At 72.0% G+C, this 25,526-nt stretch carries 28 protein-coding genes; 13 read left to right on the top strand and 15 right to left on the bottom strand.

Annotated elements, in window-relative coordinates:
• Positions 1 to 38 precede the first annotated feature (38 nt).
• The 3 genes from ACERZO_RS17700 to ACERZO_RS17690 form a co-directional block, all read right to left on the bottom strand.
• A complete protein-coding gene (locus ACERZO_RS17700; RefSeq protein WP_372665769.1) occupies positions 39 to 1,001 on the bottom strand; it encodes a GlxA family transcriptional regulator in 963 nt (320 codons plus the stop codon).
• A 1-nt stretch (position 1,002) separates the two neighbouring features.
• Positions 1,003 to 1,512, bottom strand: coding sequence for an ATP-binding protein (locus ACERZO_RS17695; protein ID WP_372665768.1), 510 nt, complete (start codon positions 1,510 to 1,512; stop codon positions 1,003 to 1,005).
• 256 nt (positions 1,513 to 1,768) lie between these two features.
• Entirely contained in the window at positions 1,769 to 2,410 is a 642-nt protein-coding gene (locus tag ACERZO_RS17690) for an FMN-dependent NADH-azoreductase (RefSeq protein WP_372665767.1), read from the bottom strand.
• Positions 2,411 to 2,492: 82 nt separating this feature from the next.
• On the opposite strand from ACERZO_RS17690, the gene ACERZO_RS17685 reads away from it, so the two are divergent.
• Complete coding sequence (locus tag ACERZO_RS17685; RefSeq protein ID WP_372665766.1) at positions 2,493 to 2,969, top strand: MarR family winged helix-turn-helix transcriptional regulator; 477 nt, start codon at positions 2,493 to 2,495, stop codon at positions 2,967 to 2,969.
• Between the two features lie 3 nt (positions 2,970 to 2,972).
• Here the strand turns inward: ACERZO_RS17685 and ACERZO_RS17680 are convergent, their stop codons facing one another.
• Positions 2,973 to 3,584 carry a SecDF P1 head subdomain-containing protein gene (locus ACERZO_RS17680; RefSeq protein WP_372665765.1) on the bottom strand — a complete coding sequence of 204 codons (612 nt, stop codon included), beginning with the start codon at positions 3,582 to 3,584 and terminating at the stop codon, positions 2,973 to 2,975.
• 14 nt (positions 3,585 to 3,598) lie between these two features.
• Positions 3,599 to 5,377, bottom strand: coding sequence for a glycoside hydrolase family 76 protein (locus ACERZO_RS17675; RefSeq protein WP_372665764.1), 1,779 nt, complete (start codon positions 5,375 to 5,377; stop codon positions 3,599 to 3,601).
• 155 nt (positions 5,378 to 5,532) lie between these two features.
• Between ACERZO_RS17675 and ACERZO_RS17670 the strand changes: the two genes are divergently transcribed.
• The gene (locus ACERZO_RS17670) at positions 5,533 to 6,582 is read left to right on the top strand and encodes a serine hydrolase domain-containing protein (RefSeq protein WP_372665763.1); all 1,050 of its coding nucleotides are present in this window, start codon (positions 5,533 to 5,535) and stop codon (positions 6,580 to 6,582) included.
• On the opposite strand, the gene ACERZO_RS17665 is transcribed toward ACERZO_RS17670, so the two are convergent.
• The 3 genes from ACERZO_RS17665 to ACERZO_RS17655 are packed head-to-tail and all read right to left on the bottom strand — an operon-like array spanning position 6,572 to position 8,989.
• Positions 6,572 to 7,153, bottom strand: coding sequence for a CPBP family glutamic-type intramembrane protease (locus ACERZO_RS17665; protein WP_372665762.1), 582 nt, complete (start codon positions 7,151 to 7,153; stop codon positions 6,572 to 6,574). The two genes, ACERZO_RS17670 and ACERZO_RS17665, sit on opposite strands and share 11 nt — an antisense overlap.
• Positions 7,150 to 8,046 carry an NAD(P)H-binding protein gene (locus tag ACERZO_RS17660; RefSeq protein WP_372665761.1) on the bottom strand — a complete coding sequence of 299 codons (897 nt, stop codon included), beginning with the start codon at positions 8,044 to 8,046 and terminating at the stop codon, positions 7,150 to 7,152. The genes ACERZO_RS17665 and ACERZO_RS17660 overlap by 4 nt, the downstream gene beginning before the upstream one ends.
• Positions 8,047 to 8,083: 37 nt before the next feature.
• Positions 8,084 to 8,989 (bottom strand): DMT family transporter, encoded by a 906-nt coding sequence (locus tag ACERZO_RS17655; RefSeq protein ID WP_372665760.1) that lies wholly within the window; start codon positions 8,987 to 8,989, stop codon positions 8,084 to 8,086.
• Between the two features lie 73 nt (positions 8,990 to 9,062).
• On the opposite strand from ACERZO_RS17655, the gene ACERZO_RS17650 reads away from it, so the two are divergent.
• Positions 9,063 to 9,986: a LysR family transcriptional regulator gene (locus ACERZO_RS17650; RefSeq protein ID WP_372665759.1), complete on the top strand. Its 924-nt coding sequence runs from the start codon at positions 9,063 to 9,065 to the stop codon at positions 9,984 to 9,986.
• Here the strand turns inward: ACERZO_RS17650 and ACERZO_RS17645 are convergent.
• Positions 9,937 to 10,848 (bottom strand): LysR family transcriptional regulator, encoded by a 912-nt coding sequence (locus ACERZO_RS17645; RefSeq protein WP_372665758.1) that lies wholly within the window; start codon positions 10,846 to 10,848, stop codon positions 9,937 to 9,939. The two genes, ACERZO_RS17650 and ACERZO_RS17645, sit on opposite strands and share 50 nt — an antisense overlap.
• An 84-nt stretch (positions 10,849 to 10,932) precedes the next feature.
• Between ACERZO_RS17645 and ACERZO_RS17640 the strand changes: the two genes are divergently transcribed.
• Positions 10,933 to 11,877: a threonine/serine dehydratase gene (locus tag ACERZO_RS17640; protein WP_372665757.1), complete on the top strand. Its 945-nt coding sequence runs from the start codon at positions 10,933 to 10,935 to the stop codon at positions 11,875 to 11,877.
• On the opposite strand, the gene ACERZO_RS17635 is transcribed toward ACERZO_RS17640, so the two are convergent.
• A complete protein-coding gene (locus tag ACERZO_RS17635) occupies positions 11,831 to 12,649 on the bottom strand; it encodes an LLM class flavin-dependent oxidoreductase (protein ID WP_372665756.1) in 819 nt (272 codons plus the stop codon). The genes ACERZO_RS17640 and ACERZO_RS17635 overlap by 47 nt on opposite strands.
• A 107-nt stretch (positions 12,650 to 12,756) precedes the next feature.
• Positions 12,757 to 13,587 carry a peptidoglycan-binding domain-containing protein gene (locus tag ACERZO_RS17630; protein ID WP_372665755.1) on the bottom strand — a complete coding sequence of 277 codons (831 nt, stop codon included), beginning with the start codon at positions 13,585 to 13,587 and terminating at the stop codon, positions 12,757 to 12,759.
• Positions 13,588 to 13,987: 400 nt separating this feature from the next.
• Between ACERZO_RS17630 and ACERZO_RS17625 the strand changes: the two genes are divergently transcribed.
• The 4 genes from ACERZO_RS17625 to ACERZO_RS17610 all read left to right on the top strand — a co-directional run bounded on the left by ACERZO_RS17625 (position 13,988) and on the right by ACERZO_RS17610 (position 16,207).
• Positions 13,988 to 15,040, top strand: coding sequence for a C40 family peptidase (locus tag ACERZO_RS17625; RefSeq protein WP_372665754.1), 1,053 nt, complete (start codon positions 13,988 to 13,990; stop codon positions 15,038 to 15,040).
• 56 nt (positions 15,041 to 15,096) lie between these two features.
• Positions 15,097 to 15,519, top strand: coding sequence for a hypothetical protein (locus ACERZO_RS17620; RefSeq protein WP_372665753.1), 423 nt, complete (start codon positions 15,097 to 15,099; stop codon positions 15,517 to 15,519).
• A gap of 67 nt (positions 15,520 to 15,586) precedes the next feature.
• On the top strand, positions 15,587 to 15,787 hold the full coding sequence (locus ACERZO_RS17615) for a DUF3072 domain-containing protein (protein ID WP_372665752.1): 201 nt from the start codon (positions 15,587 to 15,589) through the stop codon (positions 15,785 to 15,787).
• A gap of 141 nt (positions 15,788 to 15,928) precedes the next feature.
• Positions 15,929 to 16,207, top strand: a complete 279-nt coding sequence (locus tag ACERZO_RS17610) for a hypothetical protein (protein WP_372665751.1) — start codon at positions 15,929 to 15,931, stop codon at positions 16,205 to 16,207.
• A 130-nt stretch (positions 16,208 to 16,337) separates the two neighbouring features.
• Here ACERZO_RS17610 and rho read toward each other — a convergent pair whose 3' ends face one another.
• Entirely contained in the window at positions 16,338 to 17,402 is a 1,065-nt protein-coding gene (rho, locus tag ACERZO_RS17605) for a transcription termination factor Rho (RefSeq protein WP_372665750.1), read from the bottom strand.
• Between the two features lie 342 nt (positions 17,403 to 17,744).
• On the opposite strand from rho, the gene ACERZO_RS17600 reads away from it, so the two are divergent.
• Positions 17,745 to 18,167, top strand: coding sequence for an ATP-binding protein (locus ACERZO_RS17600; RefSeq protein WP_372665749.1), 423 nt, complete (start codon positions 17,745 to 17,747; stop codon positions 18,165 to 18,167).
• Positions 18,168 to 18,450: 283 nt separating this feature from the next.
• On the opposite strand, the gene ACERZO_RS17595 is transcribed toward ACERZO_RS17600, so the two are convergent.
• Together ACERZO_RS17595 and ACERZO_RS17590 are read right to left on the bottom strand one after the other, a co-directional pair.
• The gene (locus ACERZO_RS17595; RefSeq protein WP_372665748.1) at positions 18,451 to 18,663 is read right to left on the bottom strand and encodes a hypothetical protein; all 213 of its coding nucleotides are present in this window, start codon (positions 18,661 to 18,663) and stop codon (positions 18,451 to 18,453) included.
• A gap of 44 nt (positions 18,664 to 18,707) precedes the next feature.
• Positions 18,708 to 19,871, bottom strand: a complete 1,164-nt coding sequence (locus tag ACERZO_RS17590; RefSeq protein ID WP_372665747.1) for a glycoside hydrolase family 64 protein — start codon at positions 19,869 to 19,871, stop codon at positions 18,708 to 18,710.
• 324 nt (positions 19,872 to 20,195) lie between these two features.
• Here ACERZO_RS17590 and ACERZO_RS17585 point away from each other — a divergent pair, with 324 nt between their 5' ends.
• Both ACERZO_RS17585 and ACERZO_RS17580 read left to right on the top strand, forming a co-directional pair.
• Positions 20,196 to 21,086 carry a glycoside hydrolase family 16 protein gene (locus ACERZO_RS17585; RefSeq protein ID WP_372665746.1) on the top strand — a complete coding sequence of 297 codons (891 nt, stop codon included), beginning with the start codon at positions 20,196 to 20,198 and terminating at the stop codon, positions 21,084 to 21,086.
• Positions 21,087 to 21,103: 17 nt separating this feature from the next.
• On the top strand, positions 21,104 to 21,598 hold the full coding sequence (locus tag ACERZO_RS17580) for a methylated-DNA--[protein]-cysteine S-methyltransferase (protein ID WP_372665745.1): 495 nt from the start codon (positions 21,104 to 21,106) through the stop codon (positions 21,596 to 21,598).
• Between the two features lie 7 nt (positions 21,599 to 21,605).
• On the opposite strand, the gene ACERZO_RS17575 is transcribed toward ACERZO_RS17580, so the two are convergent.
• Positions 21,606 to 22,883 carry an extracellular catalytic domain type 1 short-chain-length polyhydroxyalkanoate depolymerase gene (locus ACERZO_RS17575; RefSeq protein WP_372665744.1) on the bottom strand — a complete coding sequence of 426 codons (1,278 nt, stop codon included), beginning with the start codon at positions 22,881 to 22,883 and terminating at the stop codon, positions 21,606 to 21,608.
• Between the two features lie 135 nt (positions 22,884 to 23,018).
• Between ACERZO_RS17575 and ACERZO_RS17570 the strand changes: the two genes are divergently transcribed.
• Together ACERZO_RS17570 and ACERZO_RS17565 are read left to right on the top strand one after the other, a co-directional pair.
• Positions 23,019 to 24,581 (top strand): alkaline phosphatase D family protein, encoded by a 1,563-nt coding sequence (locus ACERZO_RS17570; protein WP_372665743.1) that lies wholly within the window; start codon positions 23,019 to 23,021, stop codon positions 24,579 to 24,581.
• A gap of 55 nt (positions 24,582 to 24,636) precedes the next feature.
• Entirely contained in the window at positions 24,637 to 25,506 is an 870-nt protein-coding gene (locus ACERZO_RS17565) for a helix-turn-helix transcriptional regulator (RefSeq protein ID WP_372665742.1), read from the top strand.
• The last annotated feature ends 20 nt before the right edge of the window (positions 25,507 to 25,526 follow it).

Below are 25,526 nucleotides of genomic sequence, written 5' to 3'. Positions count from 1 at the left end.
TCCCTGCCTGGATGCACGGATCGGGGGGCGGGTCCGGTTCAGCCGACGCCGGTGGTCCGGAACCGGGCGCGGTAGTCGCTGGGCGTCACACCGAGACCGCGCGCGAAGGCGCGTCGGAGCGTCTCGGCCGACCCGAAGCCCGAGCGCCGCGCCACGACGTCGAGGGGCTCGGTCGTGGTCTCCAGCTGCTGCTGGGCGTACTCCAGCCGCACCTGCTCGACGAACCGCGCGGGTGTGCGGCCCAGCTCCTCGCGGAACAGGCGCGTCAGGTGGCGCGTGCTGACCCCGGCGCGGGCGGCCAGGTCGTCGAGGATGTGCGGGGCCGACGGGTCGGTCGCGACAGCGTCGAGCACGGTCCGCAGCACCTCCGTGCGCGGGCGGCCCGTCTGCAGCCGGACGCTGAACTGCGACTGCCCGCCCGGGCGCTGCAGGAAGACGACCAGGTGCTTGGCCACCAGCCGGGCCACCTCGGCGCCGAGGTCGGCCTCGACCAGCGCGAGCGCCAGGTCGATGCCAGAGGTGACGCCGGCCGAGGTGATCACCGGGCCGTCCTGGACGAAGATCGCGTCGGCGTCCACCCGCACGAGCGGGAAGCGGCGGGCGAGCTGGTCGGTGAGGTCCCAGTGCGTGGTGGCGCGCCGGCCGTCGAGGACGCCGGCGGCGGCCAGCGCGAACGCGCCCGCGCACACCGACGCCGTCCGGTCCGCGCCGTCGGCCAGCCGGCGGATCTGCGCGACGAGCTCGGTGTCGGCGATCGTGCGGACCCATTCGGGGCCGCCGGGCACCAGCACGGTCGCCCCGCGCGGGTCCGCGGCGGCGAGGTCGACGTCGGCGCCCAGCCGCGTCCCGGTGTTGGCGCGGACGTCGGCGCCGCCCGGCGAAGCCGTCTTCAGCTCGTAGCGCCCGCCGTGCTCGTTCGCCTCGGCGAAGACCTCCAGTGGCCCGGAGACGTCCAGCAGCCGGACGCCGTCGTAGAGCACGACGACAACGGGACGGCGCACGTCAGCCCTGGCCGGACCAGCCGCTCAGCCGGGTCAGCAGGCGCTCCAGCACTTCCGGGTCCGCCGCCACCGGGGCACCGGAGACGGGCTCGTCGACCAGGGTCCGGCGGTCCTGCCGCCGGGGCAGGCGCACCTGCTTGGCGTTCATCCCGCCGGGCAGCTCGAGCTCGCACCAGGTGGTGCGGGCCCCGCCCACGCCGGGCGTGACGCCGACGCGTTCGCCGGGGCCGGCGACCTTCGGCTCGGGCAGCCCGGGCACGTCGTCGTCGACCTCGACCACCAGCACGTCGGCGCGCAGCCGCAGCCGCAGCGTGACGAACGCGGGTGACCGCGGGTCGCCGGCCTCGATGACGGTCTCGACGAGCCGTCTCGCGGTCGCGGTCACGTGCTCCAGCATCGGCAGCAGGGACCAGTCGGTGAGAATCAGGCGGACGAACAGTTCCGTGACCGGCAACGCGCTGGGTTGCGCGACCAGCCGGATATCGTCCATCTGGGAGGTGTGCGCGCTCAAACCTGACCTTCCTCGCCCAGGTCGACTGTCCGGGTCCCGGCATCTTGCCACCCGGCCTCCGGCGGGACGGTACCGGCCGGGGTCGGGTGGTGACGCTGGGGGTCCGGGAGGTCGTCGCCGAAGGCGGGGAATCGCGCGCCGAACGGTCGCACCGGCCCCCGGCAGCGCTTCCGCCGACGTCTTGAATGAGTCATTCAGGACCTCCGAAGACCTGAATGACTCATTCAAGACGGTTGGCGAGCCGGCCGCCGTCCCCTCAGACGCGGGCCGGGAGCCAGAGGTCGTCGATGATCTTCTCCGCGGTCGCCCGGCTCGCGTCGGCCAGCGGGATGAGCTCCGCCATCGCCGGGTTGACGTGGGCCAGCGTCAGCTCGGCGGTGATGAACCGCGGCTCGAGGCCGGTCAGCGAAACGCCGTGCGGGAGCCACTGCTCGGCGTGGTCCCAGCCTTCGCGGGGCGTGCCCTCGCCGTAGCCGCCGCCGCGGGAGGCCAGCACGATGAACTCGCGGCCGCCCAGCAGGCCGGTCTGCGTCTCGTGGTCGACCGAAAGCCCGGGCGCGATGAGGTGGTCGACCCACGTCTTGACGCTGCTCGGCGCGCCGAAGTTGTAGAGCGGCAGGCCCAGCAGCACCGTGTCGGCCGCCTTGATCTCGTCGACCAGCTCGCGGGTCCGCGCCCACGCCGCCGCCTGCTCGGGGGTGTGCTGCTCCGGCGGCACCATGCCGGCCAGCCCGCTCGCCGCGTCGATGTGGGGCAGCGGGTTCGCGCCCAGGTCGCGGTAGGTGACCGTGCCGTCGGGGTGCGCGGCGCGCCACGCGGCCGCGGCCCGCGCGGTGAGCGCGCGGCTCACCGAACGCTCGCCCTGGATGCTCGAGTCGATGTGGAGGAGGTGCGCCATGTCGTTAGCCGCCCATAGATCGTTGGTGTTGGACAAACCATTAATAGCACATCGACTGTTGGGGCGCCCATATACTGGGCTCATGTCCTCGTTGCCGGTCGTCAACCAGCCGCCCCACCGGTGTGGTGCGCTGCTCGGCCAGCTCACGCGCCGGTTGCAGACGCGCAGCGAGTCGGTGCTCACCCCGCTCGGGCTGCGACCGCGGCACCTGATCGCCCTGACGGTCCTGCGCGACCTCGGCGGCAGCTCACAGCAGGACCTGGCGAAGATCCTCGAAATGGACGGCACGAACGTCGTCGGGCTGCTCAACGACCTCGAGGCCGAGAACCTGATCGAGCGCCGCCGCTCCCCCGTCGACCGGCGCCGGCACGTCGTCGAGCTCACCGACGTCGGCGTCAAGCTGCTGGTCCGGGCGGAATTCGCGCTCGCCGCGGTCGAGGACGAGGTGTTCAGCGGGCTCAGCGACGAGCAGCGCGAGTCCCTCTACGAACTGCTCCGCCAGGCGACGAGCAAGACGGAGACCGAAGCCTGCCGGGAAGCCCTGCCGCCGACCTGCTGAGCGTCAGCCGCCGGCGATGTCCCGGGCCAGCTGCCGGGCTTCGGGCAGCGTGAACTTCCCGGTGATCTGCGTTTCCCCGCCGGTGATGGCGGACTGCACGGCCGGCGCGGTCAGGACGCGGCTCTTCAGCACCATCGCGACCTGCTTGCCGACGTTCTGCCCGGTCCACTCGGCCCACGTCCGCGCGCCCTCGGCGGTGAAGCTGAGGTTGATGACCGAGCTGCCGGTCTGCGGATCGAGGGCGGCGTCCACGCGGCTCACGTCCGCACCGCTGAGGAACCCCGGTCCGAGGATGTACTTCGTGCCTTGCGCACGGTCGCAGCTGATCAGCGGCAACGCGGGATCGTCGCGGCCGGCCAGCGGGTCCGGCTTGCCCTGGGCGCAGTCGAACGCCTGCGCCGCGGCCTGCTGCGCGGCCGGGTCGGTGCTCTGCCGGTCGCTCGCCGAGCCGGTCGCCGGCCCCGGCGGCAGTTCGGCGAGGACCGGCCGGAACCGCAGCTGAGTGCCGTCCTTGACGATGAAGCCGGTGGGCGCGGCGTGGCCCGCGACCTCGGCCTGGCACCCGGTGACGAGCACGGCGACGGCCGCGAGCAGGAGGATCCGCACGCCGCCCATTCTCGCGTGCGGAGCTACCCGGCCGCCAGGATCGCTTCGAGCCCCGAGGCCTGGGTGCGCCAGTCCGTCACGTTCGGCGTCGTCCCGGTCCAGCGCTGGCCGATCCGGTTCAGCGCGTCGCGGTCGTTCGCCCACAGCGCGTCCGCCTGCCTTTGGGCGAACGCGCGGTAGGTCGCCGACCCCGTCGCCGTCGCCAGGTCGCCGAAGTAGCGCAGGAAGATGCCCTTGAACTGCTTCTGGTTGTCGTCGCAGGAACCCGTGCCGGTGTCGCAGGATTCGACGAGCACGCCGCCGGACGTCAGCCGCGTCATCGCCGCGTCCGCGAGCCGCTTCGACGCGTCCAAATAGGACTGGACGCCGGTCGCGCGCCACAGCTCCAGCAGGCCGCCGATGCCGAGGCCCTGGTTGTACGTCCAGACGGTCTGGCCGTTGTTGGCGCACGACGCCGTCAAGCCGTCGTTCACCAGGCCCGAGGAGTTGATCAGCCCGCTGGTCAAGAACCAGTCGCCCGCCGTGCGCGCCCGCTGACCCCACAGAGTGTCGCCGGCGAGCCGGTTGTGCAGGGACGCGGTCAGCCGCAGGTACAACCCTGCCGTGACGGCGTTCTTGTACGTCCGCTCGCGGTTCCACCAGACCCCGCCGCCGCAGCTGCCGGTGTCCCAGAACCCGTGGACGTAGTTCGCGATCGTCGTCGCCTCGGTCAGGTAGCGGGTGTCGTGGGTGCGGTCGTAGACGGCGACCCAGGCCAGGCCCCACCACGCGCTGTCGTCGATGGCGCGGCTGACGAAGTCGCCCTCGATCGCGTCGGAACTCCTTGCCCCGGCGGGGAAAGCGGCCCGGTTGACGTCGAAGGTGCGGGCCAGGGCGGAGTCGAACCCGCCCGCGTCGGCCACCGCCGTCACCGCGACCGCCGAGTTCCACCAGCTCGACGGCCACCAAGCGGTGTACGGCTCGTAGGACCACATCAAGGCGTCCAGCGCACCGGCCGCGCGGGTCGTCGCCGGGCGCGCCCAGGCCGTGCAACTCCCCTGCGCGTGCGCCGCTTCGCGACCGCACGCACGTACCGCGCCGCCGTAGAGCCGGCCGCGCGGATCGCGCGTCGCGAACGCCGTCGTGTGCGTGCCGGTCGCACCCGCGGCGACGCTCGTGCGGCCGAGCGACGAGCCGTCCGGCCAGCTCGCGCCGGCGTCCCACGAGCGGTCGAGCCAGATCTCGTCACCGGCGCCACCGGCTTCGATCCCGGCCCACGCCAGGCCTTTCCCGTCGAAGTGGAGCCGGATCGTGCGGCCGAAGAGGGTCGTCGGCGCCACCGGCTGGCTGTCGCCGGCGGCGGGGGCGCTGCCGTCGCAGGCGGCGTCGCAGACGTCCGGGTAGATCCACGCGGTGCAGCCGACGCCCTGCGCGTCCCCGCACGCCCGGACCCAGCCGCGGCGGTGGTGCGCCGGATCGGTGAGGTTGTACATGAGCGTGCGGGTGCCGGTCCACGTGCCGGGGATGCTCGCCTTGCCCAGCAGGCCTTCCCAGGTCGCGCCCGCGTCCCAGGAGCGGTCGAGCCAGACGGCGTCGCCGGCGACGCCGTTGTCGATGCTCGCCCACGCCATGCCGTCCGGGTCGGAGGCGTGCAGGCGCAGCACGCGGCCGTTGATCACCTTGTCGGGCAGGGGAAAGCTCTCCCGCGCGGCCCGCGACGGGTCGAGCTGGTCGCACGACGTCACGCACACCGCCGTCGCCGCTTCGGCGGGGATCGGGGTCAGGGAACCGAACACGAGCAGCAGCACGAGCAATGTCCGCATCGACATCCCTCTCCACGCACCGGGGGTCGCTCCAGCATAGGAAGCCGGGACGCGGTTGGTGAAGGATTCCGCCCGGTTCTGGCTCGTTCCGGACAAAGATTCTCCGCGCGGAAAATGAGTGGTGCGGCCCCGCCGGACGGAGTTTGCTGGCCGCCGTGACCACCATCCGGGGGAACTGCGAAGAACGGTTCGGCAAGGTGCGTGAGGTCCTGGCGGCCTCACTCGATTCCGGCGACGTCGGCGCGTCGGCCGCCGTCTTCGTCGACGGCGAGCCGGTGGTCGACCTGTGGGGCGGGTACGTCGACCCCGGCCGCACGAAGGCGTGGGACCGCGACACGATCACCACCGTCTGGTCCACCACCAAGACGATGACCGCGTTGTGCGCGCTGGTCCTCGCCGACCGCGGAGAGCTGGACCTCGACGCGCCGGTCGCCGCGTACTGGCCCGAATTCGCCGCGGCGGGCAAGGAGAACACGCTCGTCCGGCACCTGCTCGGGCACACCGCCGGCCTGCCGGACTTCACGGGTTCGATCGCGGTCGAGGACCTCTTCGACTGGCCGGCCGTGACCGCGCGGCTCGCCGCGCAGGCGCCGGCGTGGGAGCCCGGGACGACGGGCGGGTACCACTCGGTCACGTTCGGGTTCCTGGTGGGCGAAGTCGTCCGCCGCGTCACCGGACGCACCCTCGGCACGTTCTTCGCCGAGGAGGTGGCCGGCCCGCTGGGCGCCGACTTCCACATCGGGCTGGCCGCCGAACACGACCACCGCGTGGCGCCGCTGATCCCCGATCCCCAGGGCGACAAGCCGCCGGGTTTCCTGGTCGGCGTCTCGGACTCGTACTCCGAAGCCTGGCGGCGCGCGGAAGTGCCGGCGATCAACGGGTACGGCAACGCCCGCTCGGTCGCCGCGGCGCAGTCGGCACTCGTCGGCGCCGGCGGGTTGCTGTCGGCGGCCGGCGCCGAGCGGGTCTTCGAGGAGCAGTTCCACGGCGAAGACCGCGTGCTCGGCGCGCAGATGCGCTACGGCCTGGGCTACCGGCTCGAGGGCCGCACGTGCTCGTGGGGCGGGTGGGGCGGCTCGGTGGTCCTCGTCGACGCGGAGAACCGCATGGTGGTGGCGTACGTGATGAACCAGGTCCTCTGGGACGGCGGGTACGACCGCGGCCTCGGCGTGGTCATGGCCGCCTACGACGGGATCATGCGCTAGGCGGCGGGAACAGGCGCGGCAGGAAGGCGAGCATCAGCGCCGACCACACCACGTGCGTCAGCAGCGGCGCCTGCACCCCGCCCGCCCGGCCGCGCTGCACGGTGAAGAGCGTCCCCATCACCGCCGAAGCCAGCACCAGCGCGGGATTGCGCGTCGCCGTCGTCGAAAGGACGTACAGCGCCGTCGCTTTCCCGGGACCGAACGCGTCGTGGAGCGCGCCGCGGAAGAAGACCTCCTCGGCCGCCCCGGTCACCAGCGCGGTCGCCGCCACCGACGGCGTCGACCCGCGGTGGGCGTGGTCGAGCACGCCCGCGATGGCGCGGCGCAGCGGCGGGATGTGGCGGGCCACCAGCGCGCAGCCGTAGAACACGCCGAACGCGCCCGCCCCGGCCAGGACCGGCTGGACGACGTCCCGGCGGCCCCGCGGCACCCGCCCGGCACCGGCGAACCAGGTCGCCGCGACCGACGCCGTGAGGACGTGGAACCGCTTCGAACCCGGCCCGCTGGCCAGCGACGCGCCCAGCAGCCCGGACCCCGTGGCCAGCACCCCGGCGAGACGAGCCTTCTTCACGCGGGCCGCCGGCTCTTCGCCCGCTCGCCCAGGGCCTGCAGCACGGCTTCGTCGTAGCCCATCGGCTCGAACTCGACGATCCGGCGGATGGCGTCGTCGCGGACGACGACCTCGTTCGTCATCGAGTCGATCAGCGCCCGCCCGGTCGTGACGTCGATGTCGGTGACCAGGGACAGCCAGTACGAGGACAGCCGCGGTGACAGCAGCGGCACCGGCACGATCACCAGCGGCCGCCCTTCGATCGCCGCAACCCGCTGCAGCATGTCGCGGTAGGCCAGCACCTCGGGTCCGCCGATCTCGAACGTCCGGCCCTCGGCTTCCGGGTGGTCGAGCACGCCGGCCAGGTAGCGGACGACGTCGGCGATCGCGATCGGCTGGGTGCGCGTGCCGACCCAGCGCGGCGTGACCATCGCCGGCAGGTGCTCGACGAGCTGGCGGGTCAGCTCCCACGACGTCCCGCCGTGCCCGATGACGATCCCGGCGCGCAGCACGGTCACCGGCACGCCGGTCTCCCCCAGCAGCCGCTCGACCTCGCGGCGGCTGGCCAGGTGCTCGGAGAGGGCATCGTCGTCGTCACCGAGGCCGCCGAGGTAGACGATCCGGCGCAGGCCCGCGTCCGCCGCCGCGCGGGCGAACGCGCGGGCCGCGTCGGCGTCCCGGCGCTTGAAGTCCGTGCTGTCGAGCGAATGCACGAGGTAGTAGGCGGCTTCGGCGCCCTTGAGCGCGTCGCGCAGGGAGCCGACGTCGGCGACGTCGCCGCGCACGGGCGTCCCGGCTCCGCGGTACTTCGCGGGGTGGCGGGTCATCGCGAGGACGTCGTGGCCCGCGTCCTCCAGCGCCGGGCACAACCGGCTGCCGACGAACCCCGAAGCCCCGGCCACCAGCACACGCATACCGGCGACGGTAGCCGGGGCGGGCCCGGCCCGCAGATCATCCGCGGCGGGTCCGCCCGGCGAAGCAGACGGCGGCGACCACGCCCGCGCACCCGGCGAGCTGCAGCGCGCTCGGCGTCTCCCCCAGCAGGCCGATGCCCAGGAGCACCGCGCCGACGGGCTGCAGCAGCATCAGCGTCGCACCGGTGGTGGCGCTCATCCGGGGCAGCGCGGCGGAGATGAGGATCCACCCGATCAGCTGGCCGACGACGGCCAGCGCGACCAGCCAGCCGAACGTCTCCGCGCCCGGGCTCGGGTCGAGCGTGCCGGTCGGGACGCCGAGCACGACGGCGACGGCCCCGGCCGAGATCGTCGCGAGCACCAGGGACTGCGCTTGCGCGCCCTGGCCGCCGCTGAGCCGGATCAGGAAGAGGTAGACCGCGTACCCGGCGCCGGCGAGCATCGCGAACACCGCGCCGGTGACCGGGTCCGGCCCGAACGAGCCGCTCCCGGCGAACCCGCCGGCCAGCACGACGCCGCCGAGCAGCACGGGCACGGCGAAGAGGAACTGCTTCGCCGGCCGTTCCCGCAGGAACGCGAACGCCAGCAGCGGCACGATGACCACCTGGACGGCGAGCAGCACGGTCGCGATGCCGGCGCCGACCCGCGGGATCGCCTCGCCCCACAGCACGAAGTCCAGGCCGAGCCCGACGCCGGCCAGCAGCGGGAGGAGCACGCGGGGCGCCGGGCCCGCCTTGCGCCGTTCCCGCGCGGCGAGCGCGAGCAGCACCGGCAGGGCCAGCAGGCAGCGCCAGAACGCGCTCGTGCTGCCGCTGGCGTGCGAGACCTTGATGAAGACCGACGACAGCGAGATGCAGAAGCTGCCGAGTGCGGCGAGCAGGCGCGGGTCGAAGCGCTCGGTGAACGGCGTGGTGGTCGTCGGGCGGGGCGCGGTCGTGGTCACGCCTCCAGCGTGCGGGTGGCGACTGTCAAGGACAAGCGAATGTTTCTGGGCTTCATTCGGTAGCATCTCTACCGTGTTCGGAATCGAGCGGATGCGCGCGCTGCACGCGGTCGCCACCCAGGGTTCGGTGGCCGCGGCGGCCGCGTCCCTGCACGTCACGCCGTCGGGGGTGTCGCAGCAGCTGGCGAAGCTGGAACGGGAAGCGGGGCAGCCGCTGCTGGAGCCGCGCGGCCGCGGCGTGCGGCTGACGAAGGCGGGCCAGGTGCTGGCCGCGCACGCCGAGCGGATCCTGGCGCAGGTCGCCGAGGCGAAGTCGGATCTGGAGCTGCTGCGCGAAGACGTCATCGGGCCGCTGCGGATCGGCGCGATCCCGACGACGGTGCACGCGCTGCTCCCGCCCGCGCTGGCGACGCTCGCGGCGCAGCACCCGCGGCTGGCGGTGACGCTGCACGAAGGCGAAGCGGAGCAGACGATGCCCCGCGTCCTGGCCGGCGACCTCGACGTGGCGGTGCTGGAGAGCTGGGAGGACCGGCCGACGGCCATCCCGCCGTCGACGACGAGGATCGCGTTGTTCTCCGACGTCGCGGACCTCGCCCTGCCCGCGGGCCACCGGCTGGCGCACCGCAAGACGGTCGACCTGTCCGAAGTGGACGACCTGCCGTGGATCGGCTGGAGCCTGGGGTCGGGCTGCTACGAGTGGCTGGTGCAGGTGCTGCGCAAGCAGCGGCTGGAGCCCCGGATCAGCTGCACGGTGGGCGGGTATCCGACGCAGCTGGCCCTGGTGGCGGGCAACGTCGGCGCGGCGCTGGTCCCGCGTCTCGCCCGCGAGCGGCTGCCGGAGGGCGTCCGCATCTTGGCGACCCGCCCGGCGTTGACGCGCACGATCTACGCGATTTGCCGGGCGGGCGAAGAGGATCGCGGGGCGGTACGCGCGTGCCTGGACGCGCTCAAGGCGGCGTCGGCGCGCTTCGAGAACGCCGGCCGGCCGGTCGGCTGAGCCGGTCCACCATCTCCGTGACCAGCTCGCCCGGTCGCCGGTGGTGCACCAGGAAGATGTCCCGCGCCGGCCGGGCGTCGGCGACCTCGCGGGCCTCGATCCGCGCCCGGCCCGCGCGCTCGAGGACGCTTTCCGGCACGAACGCGATTCCCAGCCCGGCCTCCACCAGCGCCAGGATCACCTGGTAGTCCCGGGTTTCGTAGGTCACGCCGAGCGTGACGCCCGCGGTGTCGGCGAGCTGGTCGAGGCACGCGCGGTTGGGCACGCCGGGGCTGCCCGAGATCCAGTCCTCGCCCGTCAGCTCCGCCAGCGTGAGCCGGCGGGTGCGGGCCTTCGGATGGCCGGGCGGCAGGATCAGCCGGAACCGTTCCGCCCGCAGCAGCGACCGGTCCAGCCCGCGCGCGTCGGGCAGCGGTGCGCCCGGGTAGCGGTGGGTGATCAGCAGGTCCAGCTCGCGCGAGCGGACCAGGTCGTAGCCGCCGGGCGGCTCGAGGTCCAGCAGCCGCAGCGCGACGGCCGGGTGCGCCCGGCGGAACTCGGCGAGCGCCGCCGGTACGAGCGCCGTGCCGGCGCTCGCGAACGTGCCGACGGCGAGCCGCGCCGGCTCCGCGCGGAGCACGGCTTCCGCGCCACGCAGTTCGCCGGCGATCGTCTCGGCGTGGACCAGCAGCGCTTCCCCGATCGGCGTGAGCGTGACGCCGCGCGCGTGGCGGTGCAGCACGGACGCGCCGACGTCCCGTTCGAGCTTCGCCAGCTGCTGCGAGACGGCCGACGGGGTGAAGGACAGTCTTTGGGCGGCCGCGGCGATCGAGCCCGCGCGGGCGACTTCGGCGAGCAGGGCGAGGCGGCGAGCGTCGAGCACGGCCACCTCCAGCCATAAGCAGAACTGTCGTCAGCATAGAAGACATCGCTGGTACTTACGACGGTCCGCGCGCATGCTGAAGACGTGATCAGTACTTCGGATGTCGAACAGGCCGCCGCGCGGATCGAGGGCCGGGTCCGCCGGACGCCCGTGTTCGCCGACGACGACCGGTGGTTCAAGCTCGAGCAGCTCCAGCACACCGGCTCGTTCAAGGCCCGGGGCGCGTTCAACCGGATCATCGCCGCGGGCCCGCTTTCGGCGGCCGGCGTCGTGGCCGCGTCGGGCGGGAACGCCGGGCTCGCCGTCGCGCACGCCGCTCGCGAGTTCGGCGTGCCCGCGCGGGTCTACGTCCCGGTGAACGCGCCGGCGGTCAAGGTCGCGAAGCTGCGGCAACTGGGGGCGGCGGTCGAGCTGGTCGGCGAGAAGTACGCGGACGCCTACGACGCGGCGGTCAAGGACGCGGCGGACCGCGGCGCGCTCTTCTGCCACGCCTACGACCAGCCGGAGATCTGCGCCGGCCAGGGGACGGTGGGCCTCGAGCTGCTGGAGCAGACGGGCGGCGTCGACACGATCCTGGTCGCGGTGGGTGGCGGCGGGCTGCTGGCCGGCATCGCGGCCGCGGTCGAAGGCCGGGCCCGGGTGGTCGGCGTCGAACCGCGCACGGCCCCGACGCTGCACGCGGCCCTGACGGCGGGCGAGCCGGTCGGAGTCGAGGTGTCCGGTGTCGCCGCCGACTCCCTGGGCGCGTCCCGGCTCGGCGACATCGCGTTCGCGGTCGCCACCCGCACGGAGGCAGGCTCGGTACTGGTGGACGACTCGGCGATCCTCGAAGCCCGGGCGGCGCTCTGGGACCGCTATCGCCTGGCGGTCGAACCGGGCGGCGCGACGGCGTTCGCCGCGTTGCTGGCCGGCGCCTACCGGCCGGCGCCCGGAGAGCGCGTCGCGGTCCTGCTGTGCGGCGCGAACACCGACCCGGCGACGCTCACTTCCCCGACAGCCGCGCCACCAGCGGCGCGAACTCCTCGATGAAGGCGCCGTTGACGCTGACGTAGGAGACGCCGAGCTCGTCGCGCCGCCGTTCGAGCTCGGCGGCCATGTCGTCGACGCTGCCGCGGAGCATGGTGAGCGAGTCGTGTTCGATGAGCGTCTCGGCGTCGACGCCGATGAAGCCCCGGATCCAGGGCGGCACCTGCTCCCCGACGACGAAGATGTTGAGTGCGAATTCGACGTCCCGGTCGCCGGCCGCGGCGCGGATTTCCTCCACGTGGCCGGCCATCTCCTCGCGGGTGGTCAGCACGCCGCCGGCGAGGGTGACGATGTCGGCTTTCGCCCCGGCGAGCCGCCGCGCCTTGGGGCCGCCGGCGGCGACCATGACGAGGGTGTGCGCGTCGCCGTCGAGCCGCCGGACGTGGTCGATGGTCTCGGAGATCGAGTCGAGCCGGTCCTGGCCCGAGCCGTAGGGCAGGCCGAGCTCGTCCGCCTGCTGCCGCATCGTGGGCAGCCCGGTGCCGAGCCCGAGTTCGAACCGCCCTTCGGTGACGACGGTCAGGCTGTGCGACTCCCAGGCCGCGGCCCGGGCGGTTCGCAGCGGGCCGGCGAGCACGAACGAGCCGACCCGCAGATCGGTGGTGACGGCCGCGGCGGCCGCGAGCGCGGCGGTCGGCGTGGGGAGGTTGAGGTTGTCGGGGCAGAGGAGGGTCGAGTAGCCGAGCTCCTCGGCCCGCCGCGCGGTCCGCAGCCACTTCCCGCCGCCCTCGGTCGCGGCCGCGACCACGCCGAACCGGAACGCCTTCTTGTCCATCGGCCCACCCCCGGGTTGGTTGTGGTTCGATCAAACCACCGCGCCGCCCGGCCGTGCCACCACGGCGAAATCGGCGCTCCCACTCGGAAGCGCCGATTCCCGGAACCTCAGCCGCGCTGGTACTCCTCCCAAGTGACCTTGGTGACCGACGGACCGTCGTCCGCGCCGCGGCCGGCGAGACCGTTCATGCCCAGGTAGTAGTCGCCGGTCTGGTGCTGCGCGCCCGAGGACAGATCCGGGTCGGAGACGGCCATCGCGTGGATGTGGTAGGCGAAACCCTGGTCCGGGGTGCGCAGCCAAGCCGCGAACCCGACCTTCCGCAACGCCTTCAGCAGGTTGGTCCGGCTCGTCGACGACAGGCTGGACACCGAGATGTCCATCGCGCCGCCGCCGTCGTGGGTGCCGGCCGAAGCGTCGACGCCGCCGGGGTTGTACGAACCCTGGGTCAGGCTGACCGACGAGCCGAAGATCCCCTCGGCCGCGACGAGCATCGCCTTCGTGCGCGTGTTGAGCGTGACGCCGTGGTAGGTCACCTGGCTGCCCGCCGAAACCGGGTTCGTCACCGTGTACCGGCCCTCGCCCAGCTTCTCCAGGGACGTCTTGCCCGGCAGCCCGGACGCGTCGATCCCGGTGTAGCCCAGCGACTTCTGGTACTGCGAGTACGCGGTGATGGTCGTCGTGCCGAAGTAGCCGTCGACGTAGGTGCTCGCCAGCAGGCCCTTCGCCTGCAACGCCTGCTCGACGAGAAGCACGCTGTCGTGCGCCCCCGGCGTCTGGGTGTCGTCGGCGCGGCGCGGGTCGATCTGGGCCGCCTTCAGCACGGCCTCCATGTTCGCCGTGGGCAGCGCCGTCGTGGCCGCCGGCTCGGCCTGAGCCGGTGCGGCCACGGCGAACGCCGCGGCGGTGAGTGCCGTCAGCACGGCGGCCTTCGTGAACATCCCTGTCCTCCACTGGTCGGAATCGCTTACGGCCATGAGGATCACGTCAGCGGATACAAGGGACGTACAAAAGCGGCATTCGGGCCGGTGTCACGACGTGTAATCCCAGCCACTACCGATCGAGTCCGCACTGGTCCAGGCGTGTTTCTTCTCGTCACACAGAGTTGTCACGGGCTACCCCTGGACGTTCCCGTGCTCCTTTCGTAACCTGTTCGAGATCTCGCGGCCCCCGGTCGTCGATGAGACGGCGACGCGAGATCGCCGCCGATACCCCTGACGGGTACCGGACCCCTCGCGGGCTCTTCCTGTTGCGGTCGAGCGCGCGCCGGGACGAGGCGAGGCCCCCGACTCGCCACCGGTGCCCGACGGCGGCCGATCAGCAAAGGAGACCCGCGCGAGAATGCGTTCGCATCCCGTCAAGCGCGTGGTGTCAGGTGCCCTGGCCGCGGCCTCGGTGATCACTGTCGTCACCATGGCCCAGCCGACGGCCACCGCCGCCCCCGTCCCCGTCCTCCAGGCCCCGCCCACCGGGTCCGACGCCCTGGCCAAGTACCGCGACCTCTCGGCGCAGGCCGAAAAGCTCAACGAGGACCTGCTCAAGGCGCAGGACGACCTGACCGCCAAGCAAGGCCAGCTCGACAAGGCCAACGCCGACGTCACCGCGGCCAAGGACGCCGGCGCCCAGGCCATCGAGGCGAAGCAGAAGTACCAGACGCAGGTCGACAAGTTCGCCGGCGCGTCGTTCACCAGCGGCGTCCAGCTGAACAAGCTCTCGGCGCTGCTGGCCGGCACGTCGACGCAGGACTTCCTGGACCGCTCGGCGGCTCTCGAGGTCATCGCGACCGACAAGAACAACGCGATGGACAACCTCAGCGGCGCGGCCGAAAAGGCCACCACCGCCGAGAAGGCGGCGACGGACGCGGCGAAGCGGGCGCAGGACGCCCGGGACGCCGCGGCCAAGCTCGCGTCGGACATCGAAGGCAAGAAGAAGAACCTGCAGGCCCAGATCGACCAGATCGAGGCGCAGAGCAAGACGCTCAGCACCGCCGACAAGACCGCCCAGAAGGACACCGGCGGCAAGGCCCCGACCGTCAAGGCGGCCACCCCGGCCGCGCAGAAGGCGGTCGACGCGGCGCTGAGCAAGCTCGGCAGCGCGTACGTCTACGGCGCCACCGGGCCGAGCACGTTCGACTGCTCTGGCTTGATGCAGTGGGCGTACAAGCAAGCCGGGATCTCGCTGCCGCGGACGTCGTCGGCGCAGGCGGGCTTCGGCACGTCGGTGCCGCGCGACCAGCTGCAGCCGGGCGACCTGGTCGCGTACTACTCCCCCGTGTCCCACATCGGGATGTACATCGGCGACGGCAAGATGGTGCACGCCCCGACCAGCGGCGACGTCGTCAAGATCTCGCCGCTGCTGAGCCAGTACGCGGGCGCCACGCGACCCACGGCGTGACGGCGGGCCCCCGTTCCGCGAGGTGTAGAAATCGCGGAACGGGGCACCTTCCGCGCATGGTCGACAACTACGACACCGCGACGGTCGAGGCCGTCGGCAAAGTCACCGAAGCGCTCGAGACGATCGAACGAGCGCGCGGGCACCTTTACTCGTTCCACCAGCTCACCGGCAGCGCGGACCTGGCCCTCGGCGAAGCCGTCGAGAAGCTCGAGAAAGCCGGCCATGCGGACTGGGCGCGCCGGATCACCGAGGAGCTGATCGGGCTCAACGTGCTACCCGATCGGTGGACGTTCCAGGTCGTCGAGGAGTACGACGACGGCTACTACAAGACCTGCCGCGACTTCGAGCGGACGCTGCTCGAGTCGTTGACGGACGGCCGCCGCCACCTGCACGAACAGCAGATGAAGGACGACCGCCGCACCCACGGCAGGCCGGGCCACGAGGCAGGCGCGCCGTCGACCCCGCCGGCCGGCTCGTGACCGGCGGTTGTCGGACCCCTGCGCTACAGTCGGATCCAGGCGAACAGGTGTTCGATAGGAGGATGTCGTGACCGAGCAGGTGGAACCGAACCCGGAGAAGGACCCGAGCGACTGGACGACCGGGGACGAGCCGATGACCGGGCCGCAGAAGTCTTATCTGCAGACCCTGGCCCAGGAGGCCGGCGAGGAAGTGCCGGACGGATTGACGAAGGCGCAGGCTTCGGCGCGGATCGACGAGCTGCAGCAGGCCACGGGACGGGGTAACTGAGGGGCGCGGGCGGCAGTTCGCGCCGCCGGTGCGGTTCGGGTGCGGTCGCCGCTGCGTGCTTTGTGCGCTGCGCCACGGCATGTCGGCTTCTCGTCCGGGTAACCGAGCACGAGGTGCCCGACTCCCCGAAGGAGGCATCCCGTGTACTTGACCGTGTTGCTCGTGGCCTTGGCCGGGCTGCTCGTGCTCGGCGCGACCGCCCTTCGCGAGCTGCGGAAGCCTTACCCTCTCACCGCGAAGCGCACTTTCGTCGTGGCCTGGGTGGTCGGCGCCGGTGGGCTGGCCTGGTGGGCCGTCTCGCCGGGGGCCGCGCCGCTCGTCGTCGTCGTTGTGGGGCTTGGCTTTCTCGTCGCCACGCTGAACCGCGGGCCCGAACGGCCGTCCTATCCGCGCGCCACTCCCTACCAGCCACCTCGTTGATGTGATCGGCGGAAAATGTCGCAACCGAACGAACTCTACGAGCCCGGTGAAGGCGATCCGCCCGAGAGCGTCGAAGAAGCCCACGGTCTCGGGCAGAAAGTGATCGGCGAACTCCGGGAACGCCGCTGACTCAAGCCGCCGCGGGCAGGGCGGCGGCGCCTGTCACCCGCAAGAGGAACTCCGCGTTGGAGCCGGTCTTGCGGAGCTGGTCGAGGAGCTGCTCGATCGCGTGCGGGCCCTGCAGCGCGCGGCGCACCTCGCGCATCGCGGCCAGTTCGCCCGGGGTGACCAGGAGTTCCTCGCGGCGGGTGCCGGAACCCGGGATGTCGACCGCCGGGAAGACGCGGCGCTCCGCCGTCTTGCGGTCGAGCTTCAGCTCCGCGTTGCCCGTGCTCTTCAGCTCCTCGAAGAACACCGTGTCGGCCAGCGAACCGGTCTCCACCAGCGCCGACGCGACGATCGTGAGCGACCCGCCGCCTTCGAGGTTGCGGGCCGCGCCGAGGATGCGCTTCATCGGCTGCAACGCGGCCGCGTCGACGCCGCCGGACAGCGTGCGCCCCGACGGCCGGGCCGAAAGGTTGTACGCGCGGCCGAGCCGGGTCAGCGAGTCGAGGAGCAGCACGACGTCTTCGCCGCGCTCCACCAGGCGTTTCGCCCGCTCGACGGCGAGTTCCGCCACCGCGACGTGTTCGGCGGGCGGACGGTCGAAAGTGGACGCGATCACCTCGCCGCGCACGGTCCGGCGCAGCTCGGTGACCTCCTCCGGCCGCTCGTCGGCGAGCAGCACCATCAGCCGGCATTCCGGGTGGTTGACCGAGATGCCGTGACCGATGTCACGCAGCACGGTCGTCTTCCCGGCTTTCGGCGGGGAAACGACCAGCGCGCGCTGCCCCTTGCCGAGGGGTGTGACGAGGTCGAGGACGCGCGGCAGCAGGCGCGTCGGGGTGGTTTCGAGCAGCAGGCGCTCGTCCGGGTGCACCGGGACCAGCTCCGTGAAGTGCGGACGCGGCTCCGCCGGGTCGGCGCCGTTGACGCTGGTGATTTCTTCCGCGGTGCCGGTGATTTCGTCACCCGGGCGCAGTTCGTGCTTGCGGACGAGGGAAAGCGGCAGTGCGACGTCGTCCGGAGCCGGCCGGTAGCCGGTGCGGACGAACGGGGTTTTTCCTGATGTGTCAAGGATTCCGTGAAAAGACATGGGTGTCTCCTGATGAGGTGGCCGGCCCGCGCGGACGGCGGAGCCGGGTACGGAGGAAGAAGGCCGAAGAGCCTGGATCCGAGAAGCTTCCTCCGGGCGGCCGCGGGGCCGGCATCCGTGAGGAGCACTTTCACGTTAGCGCGATGTCACGGAAAGCACAACGGGTAAGACACCGTCGCGGTGGGTAGGTCTGAAGGGAAGCCCGAAAACGGGGGAAACCGCGGCTGACGATGGGAGCGGATCGTGTATCGACATACCCCGGAACCTGGCGTCGATACGGGCGAGAGCGCCGACGCCGACCAAACCGGGACCACGCCCCCGGCGCGCCCGAGCGCCGGTGCCGTGGTCACCTCGACGTTCGAAGAACTGGCGCCCGCCCTGCCGAACGAGATGGCAGGCTTGCGCCGCAAGCTGACGCACTGGCTGGGCGAGCTGCCGCTCGACCCGGGCAGCACGCACGACATCACGCTGGCGACGTACGAGGCGCTGGCGAACGTGGCGGCCCACGCGTACCCGGACGGCCACGGCTGGGCCCGCCTCGAGGCGACGCGCACGGGCGACGCGGTGACGGTCACCGTGACGGACACCGGCTGCGGAATCCCGGCGACGCGCCCCCGCCAACCGGGGCTGCGCACGTCGGGTGGCCGGGGGCTGGTGCTGATCGACAAGGTGACGGACCAGTCCGACATCGACTCGGGAGCCCACGGGACGACGGTCCGCATGACCTGGCGCCCGGCAGCGCTGAGGCACGAAAACCCGGCCTGAGCCTGCGAGGCTCGCGCCGACTCCGAAATACTGGGGACACGCAAGAACAAGTCCGCGGGTGTTCGCGCGGAAGGCTTGCGTGAGGAGAGTTCGCCGAGGCGGTGGGCAGCGGCGAGAGCGAGACTGGCTGCACGGGCTGCCCCGCGTTGACTCGCGGGGCGCCTCGGCAGCCGAACCGGCCCGAAAGCCTCGGCCTTACCGGAGAGCGTGCTCTATTCCGGGTGGCTGCCGAGCACTACTCGCCACCCGCTCCCCCGCCGGAAGTGCTTTACCTCACAACCCCTCAAGCCGCCCCGGCCAGCCGGACCAAGCGGCCGCGCGGGTACGACACCAGCTCCCTCTCCTCGTCCGTGGTGAAGATCTCGACGGAGTCCCCCAGCAACTCCGCCGAAGTCACCTGCAGCTGCCACGCGGGCAGGCCCGGCGCCGGCTCGTGCCAGAACCACTGGCCCTTGGTCAGCTGGTCCGCCGGGACCGTCGCGTCGTCCGTGTTCATGCCCATGAGGCTAGCCGTCACCACCGACAGTTTTCGCACTGCCTCTAGGTGTGGGCCGCGTTGATCGTGATCGTCAGCACCTGGGGGTCGCCCGAGAAGACCGCTCCGCTGAAGTCCGGGCCCGGGCTCACGTCGTCGTACGGGAACGCGTACCCGCGGTTGTCCGGCAGTTTCGAGTGGACGATCCGCGCGTAGTGGTTCGTCGCGTCGCCGCCGTAGAACCGCGCCGGGTCTTCGTCCGTCGGCTGGTTCGGATTGTCCAGCAACGTCGTGCGGTTCAACGCCGCCGCCAGGCGGGGGACGATCGCCTTGCGCGCGTCGCTCGCACCCGCCGCCAAGGCGAACGGGCCGCTGTCGCAGCTCCACACGTCCGCCGTCGACGGCTTGGCGAACGATTCCGGGCCGAACACCAGCCGGTCACCCGAAACGCGGCCGGTGAACTTGCCCAGGCCCGGATTCTGCGAGTCGACGACCAGGTCCGTGCCCGCGTACTTCTGCCACACCTGGTCGATGTAGCCGTCCAGGTAGCCGCCGAACTGCGCCGCGTGGTGGTGCGGTGACAGCACGCGCAGGTTCCCGCCGCCGCCCGTCTGCACCAGGTTCGCCCACTCACCGCCCAACGAGGACAGCGACGAGGCGATCTGGTCCAGCGCACCCGCCGGCAGCCCGTCGACCGTCGCCGTACCGGACCCCGATGTCAGCGACAGGCCCATCGGGATGCCCACGAAGTCGACGTAGCTGATGTTCGCGAACAGCTGCGTGTCGTTGAACGTGAACTCGCTGAACGACCAGTTCTTGCCGTAGTTCGGGTCACCGGAGTTGAGGAAGCTCGGGTGCACCAGGTTCGGCCCCGGGTCGAGGAAGAAGTCCAGCTTCGCGTCCGTGACGACGTAGATGCGCGCGCCGCCCATCTTCGGCACCGACACCTGCGCCCCCGACGCGATCGGGATGGCGCAGTCCTCCGGCAGCGGGGTCGTCGGTGCCGACGGCGACGCCGGGTAGTACGGCGTTCCGTCGGCGCGCAGCAGCACGAGCCGGCCGTCCGGGGTCGTGCCGGTCACGTACGCGTACACGGTTCCGGAGCCCGAATTGTTCACCAGCTTCAGGCCGAAGGTGTCGGGCGTCGCGGCGGACGCGGCCCGCGCGAGGGGCACTGCCGTGGCGAGCGTCGCGGCCGTGAGACCGAGGAACGAGCGACGGGAGATCATGGTGTCCTCCACGGTGAGGAGACGGCGGAGTCCATAAAGGACATCCGAGGGCGGTTCGCAGGATTCGTTGTGGACGCCAACAAACTATGACCACGATTTCGTTACCTGGCAACCCTTCGAAAGAAGGTCCAGACCACCGCCACACCCGGCCCGCGCGTTTCCCCGGGGTGAGAAATTCCAAACGGGACTCCCCCCAATCTGCCCACGGGTACCGCGTGCCGGGTACTTCCGGGCACATCCCTTGACGCCGCCGCGCACCGGCGGCGAAAGTGGACGGCCTCGCAGGTCGTGGACGACCGGATTCCCCCAAGGAAGCGAGAACCCATGCGCACCACCAAGTGGCTGGCCGCCCTGTTGGCGACGATGTCCCTCACCGCCGCCCCGGCCCACGCCGAAGCCGGCTGGACCACCGTCTTCCAGGACGACTTCGACGGCGCCGCCGGCACCGGCCTGAACGACCGGGACTGGCTCTACGACACCGGAACCGGCTACCCCGGCGGCGCGGCGAACTGGGGCACCGGCGAACTCGAGACCGCCACGAACTCGACCGAAAACGTCTACCACGACGGCCAGGGCCACCTGGCGATCAAGCCGCTGCGCGACGGATCCGGCCAGTGGACGTCCGGCCGGATCGAAACGCAGCGCACCGACTTCGCCGCCCCCGCGGGCGGTCAGCTGGAGATCAGCGCGACGCTCAAGCAGCCCGCCCCCGAGCACGGGCTCGGCTACTGGCCGGCGTTCTGGGCGATGGGCGCCGACGCCCGCCCGGTCGGCGCGACGAACTGGCCGGGCATCGGCGAGCTCGACATCATGGAAGACGTCAACGCGCTGAGCAAGCACTCCACCACCTTCCACTGTGGACAGTGGCAGGGCGAGTGCCACGACCCGGACGGCATCACCAGCGACCTCCAGGACTGCGCCGGCTGCCAGGACGGCTACCACAGCTACTCGGTGATCGTGGACCGCCGCGACGCCGCGGCCGAAGAGCTGCGCTTCTACCTGGACGGCAACCAGACGTTCGCGGTGAAGCAGAACCAGGTGTCGGACGCGACCTGGAAGGCCGCCGTCGACCACGGCTTCTTCGTCATCTTCGACGTCGCGATCGGCGGCTCCTACCCGGACAAGGTCTGCGGCTGCACCTCCCCCGGTGCGGACATCACGCCCGGCGCCGAGATGAGCGTCGACTCGCTCTCGGTGAAGGTCAGCGACGACTGACCCGTAGGCTGGGCGCCATGAAGCACGCCGTCATCGCGTCACCGATCGGACCGCTGACCCTGGTCGGCGACGGCGAGGCGCTGGCCGGGCTCTACTTCGACGGCCACCTCCGGACGCCCCGCCTCACCGACCTCGGTCCCCGCGACGACGACGGCTTCGAAGCCGCGAAAGCCCAGCTCGGCGAGTACTTCGCCGGCACGCGGCGCGAGTTCGACCTCGAGCTCGCGCCGCGCGGCTCCGCGTTCGAGAAGCAGGTCTGGGCGCTGCTGACGAAGATCCCGTACGGCGAAACCCGCACATACGGGCAGCTGGCGGCCGAGCTGGGCGACCCCGGCGCCGCGCAGGCCGTCGGGAACGCCAACGGCTGGAACCCGATCAGCGTCATCGTGCCCTGCCACCGCGTGGTCGGCACCAGCGGCGGCCTGACCGGGTACGCCGGTGGCCTCGCCCGCAAGCGGTTCCTGCTCAGCCTCGAGGAACCACCCGCGGACGAGGTCGGCCGGCTGTTTTGACGACTCGCTAGCCCGCCGAACAGGTCACGGTGGGTGCCGTCAGGTTCCCGCCGTGCTCGACGGTGAAGCCGATGACGTTGCCGCTGCCGTTCGGCCGCGCGGTCAGCACGTACCCGGTGCTGTCCCAGGTCCCGGTGTAGTTCCAGCTGCCGATGACCCTCTGCGGTGCGTGGAAGGTGATCGTGAGCACCCAGTTGTTCGACCCGGTCACCGTCACCTGCCCGTTGAAGCCGACGTTCCACTCCGCCGTCTTGGCGTAGGTGCCGGTGCAGCCACCAGGGGCCGGGGTGGTCGGCGTGGTCGGTGTTGTGGGCGTGGTCGGCGTCGTCGCTGTCGTCGGCGTGGTGGTCGAACCGCCGCTGTTCAGGCCCAGGAACGCGATCGCGTACGCCACCATCCCGTTCTGCGGCAGCGAATGCCCGGCGCCCTGGACGCTGATGCCCTCGACCGGCGCCTGCACGCCGGTGCCGCCGTAGCGGGTGCGGGTCCAGCCGGACTGCGGCGCGTCGCTCGACGACGGCGTCTGGCTCACCCCGCGCAGGTTCGTCCACTGCTTGATCTCTTCCCCGAAGTTCGGGTAGCGCAGGGTGTCGTCGGCGGTGCCGTGCCACAGCTGCATCCGCGGGTACGGCCCGCTGCGCCCGCCGCTCATCTGCCGAGCCTGGTCGCCCCACTGCTGCGCGGTCTTGATGAGCTGGCCACCCGAGCACTGGCTGTTCCAGCTCGACCCGTCGGTCGTGGCGAAGCAGCCGGCGGGCACGCCCATGAACGCCGAGCCGGCGGCGAAGACGTCCGGGTACTCGGCGGCGAGGACGTTCGTCATCATCGCGCCGGAGGAGAACCCGGTGACGAACACGCGCGCCGGGTCGACGTTGTAGTGCGCCTTGGCGTAGTCGACCATCGACAGGATGCCGACCGGGTCGCTGCCGCCGCCGCGGGTGAGGGCCTGCGGTGAGGAGACGTCGAAGCACTGCCCGCTGCGGGTGGCTTCCGGGAAGACGATGACGTAGCCGTACTGGTCGGCCGCGGTCACGTAGTCGCGCGCGTACCCGTTGAACACCGCCGAGGCCGAGCCGGTGCAGTAGTGGATGGCGACCAGCAGCGCCGGCTTGGCGGCGACGTGGTCCGGGACGTAGGCGTACATGTTCAGGTTGCTGGGGTTGGTGCCGAAGCCGGTCACGCGGGTCAGCGTGGCCGCGGACGCGGGCTGCGCCGTGACCACCAGGACGATCGCGGCCGCGATCGACGACACGGCGGCGAGGAGGGCGGTGAAGAGTCTTCGCACTCGAGTCGATCCTTTCCGGGAGCAGGGCGCAGCTGCGACGATCGTTCGTTCGCCACCGCGACCGGTCAACGATTTTCGGAAAGTTTCGGGACCTTTCGAACTGCCGACATGGCTTGCTGCTGCAAGGATCCGGGCATGACCGAGCTGCTCCTGGGACCGCTGCTGAGACACGTCGACGCCACCTCGGCGACGATCTGGGTCGAGACGGACGGGCCGTGCGAAGTCCGCGTCGCCGAAGCGGCGGCGCGGACGTTCGAGGTGTCCGGGCACCACTACGCGCTGGTCGTGCTCGAAGGCCTGGAACCCGGGCGCAGCACGCCGTACGAGGTCCGGCTCGACGGTGAGCTCGTCTGGCCCGAACCGGACGGCGACCTGCCGCCCAGCCGGATCCGGACGCTGGCCCCGGGCGATCCGCGGTTCCGGCTGGTGTTCGGGTCGTGCCGCAAGCCGCGGGAGCAGGACGCGCTCGGCCCGGACGCGCTCGCCGCCTACGCCCACCGGATGGCCGGGCTCGACGAGTCCGAATGGCCGGAATCGCTGCTCCTGCTGGGGGACCAGGTCTACGCCGACGAAACCACCGACGCGACGCAGGAGTGGATCGGCGGCCGGCGCGACCCGAAAGTGCCGCCGGGCAAGGAGGTCGCCGACTTCGAGGAGTACTGCCACCTGTACTCCGAAGCCTGGTGCGAACCGTCGGTGCGCTGGCTGCTGTCCACCGTGCCGACGTCGATGATCTTCGACGACCACGACGTCCGCGACGACTGGAACACCTCGCAGGCGTGGCGCGAGCAGATGGCGCGCGAGTCGTGGTGGCCGGAGCGGATCCGCGGGGCGCTCGTGTCGTACTGGGTCTACCAGCACCTGGGCAACCTGGGCCCGCGCGAGCTGGCCGAGGACGAGCTGTTCCAGCAGGTGACGAAGTCCGGGGTCGACAACGCCGAGCTGCTGCGCGGGTTCGCCGACCGGGCCGACCGCGAAGCCGACGGCGCCAAGGGCACCCGGTGGTCCTACCGGCGCGACTTCGGCCCGGTCCGGCTGCTGGTCATCGACTCGCGCGCCGGGCGGATCCTCGAGGGCGGGCAGCGGTCGATGATCGGCGACGAGGAGTTCCGCTGGATCGAGGAGCAGAGCGACGGCGACTTCGACCACCTGCTGATCGGCACGTCGCTGCCGTGGCTGATGCCGACCGCGCTGTCGGCCGCGCAGTCGGTCAACGAGCGGCTCTGCGCGCGGCCGGGGCTCGTCGGGCGGGTGTCGGAGTGGTTCCGGCAGCTCGCCGACCTCGAGCACTGGCCGGCGTTCCGCGACTCGTTCGACCGGCTGACCCGGCTGATCGCCCGGGTCGCGGACGACGGCCCGGCGTCGGTGAGCGTGCTCTCTGGCGACGTCCACCACGCGTACGTCGCGCGCGCCGACCTCCCGGGCGCGCCGGTGCACCAGCTGACCTGCTCGCCGGTGCACAACACCGTGCCCTGGTACATGAACCGGCTGTTCCGGGCCGGCTGGGCGCGCGGGCTGACCCGGCTGAGCGGGTGGCTGGCGCGCCGCGTCGGCGTCCCGCCCGCGCCGCTGACCTGGAGCTGCGTGTCGGGACCGCACTTCGGGAACGCCGTGATGACCCTCGACGTCGACGGCCGCGAAGCCACGGCGACGCTGCTGCGGCCGGACCACGAAGGCGAGCCGATCCGGCTCGCCTGAGGGTGGGTGCGCCGCGGCCACCCTTCGCCGCTTGATCGGGGTTAGTGTCGGATCCATGGCTGAGAAGGACCCGCGGAGCGAAGCTCCTCCGTTGAGGGTGGCGGTGGGGGCATCGGCGGAGAACGCACTCGGGGAGTTCCTCCGGGCCCGCCGCGAACAGGTGGGACCCGAGGAGCTCGGCCTGCCCGCGGGCGGGTCGCGCCGGGTGGCGGGCCTGCGCCGCGAAGAGGTCGCGGTACTGGCCGGGGTCAGCACCGACTACTACGTCCGGCTCGAACAGGGCCGGGAGCGCAACCCCTCGCCGCAGGTCCTCGACGCGCTGGCGCACGGGCTGGCTCTCGACGAGGACGCCACCGCCCACCTGCACCGGCTGGCCCGGCCCGCTCCGAAACGCCGCCGCCGACGCCGGGAGCAGGTCAGCCCGAACCTGCTGCGGCTGATGGACGGCTGGCCGGACACGCCCGCGCTGGTGCTCGGCCGCTGCCTCGAGGTGCTCGCGCACAACGCGCTGGGCGAGGCGCTGTTCGCCGGGCACACCCACAGCGACGACCTCGTCCGGCTGGTGTTCCTCGACCCGGACGCGCGCGAGTTCTACCCGGACTGGGAGCGCGTCGCGGTCAACACCGTCGGCGGCCTGCGGGTGGCCGCCGGGATCGACCCGGACGATCCGCGGCTCATCGAGACGGTCGGTGAGCTGTCGGTCAAGAGCGCGGACTTCCGCCGGCTGTGGGCACGTCACGACATCCGGCAGAAGACGCACGAAACCAAGCGGTTCCACCACCCGCAGGTCGGCGAGCTGACGCTCAGCTACGAGGCGCTGACCGTCAACAGCGCGCCCGGCCAGCAGCTCGTCATCTACCAGGCCGAGCCCGGTAGTCCCTCGGAAGCCGCGCTCGCCCTGCTCGGCAGCCTCGCCGCTTCCTGAACCCCCAGCTGTCGTTTCCA

It is taken from the genome of Amycolatopsis kentuckyensis (genome assembly GCF_041679295.1).
Taxonomy (GTDB): Bacteria; Actinomycetota; Actinomycetes; order Mycobacteriales; family Pseudonocardiaceae; genus Amycolatopsis; species Amycolatopsis kentuckyensis_A.
The sequence above is the reverse complement of the archived record's forward strand: the minus strand, read 5'-3'. Positions and strand labels throughout refer to the sequence as shown.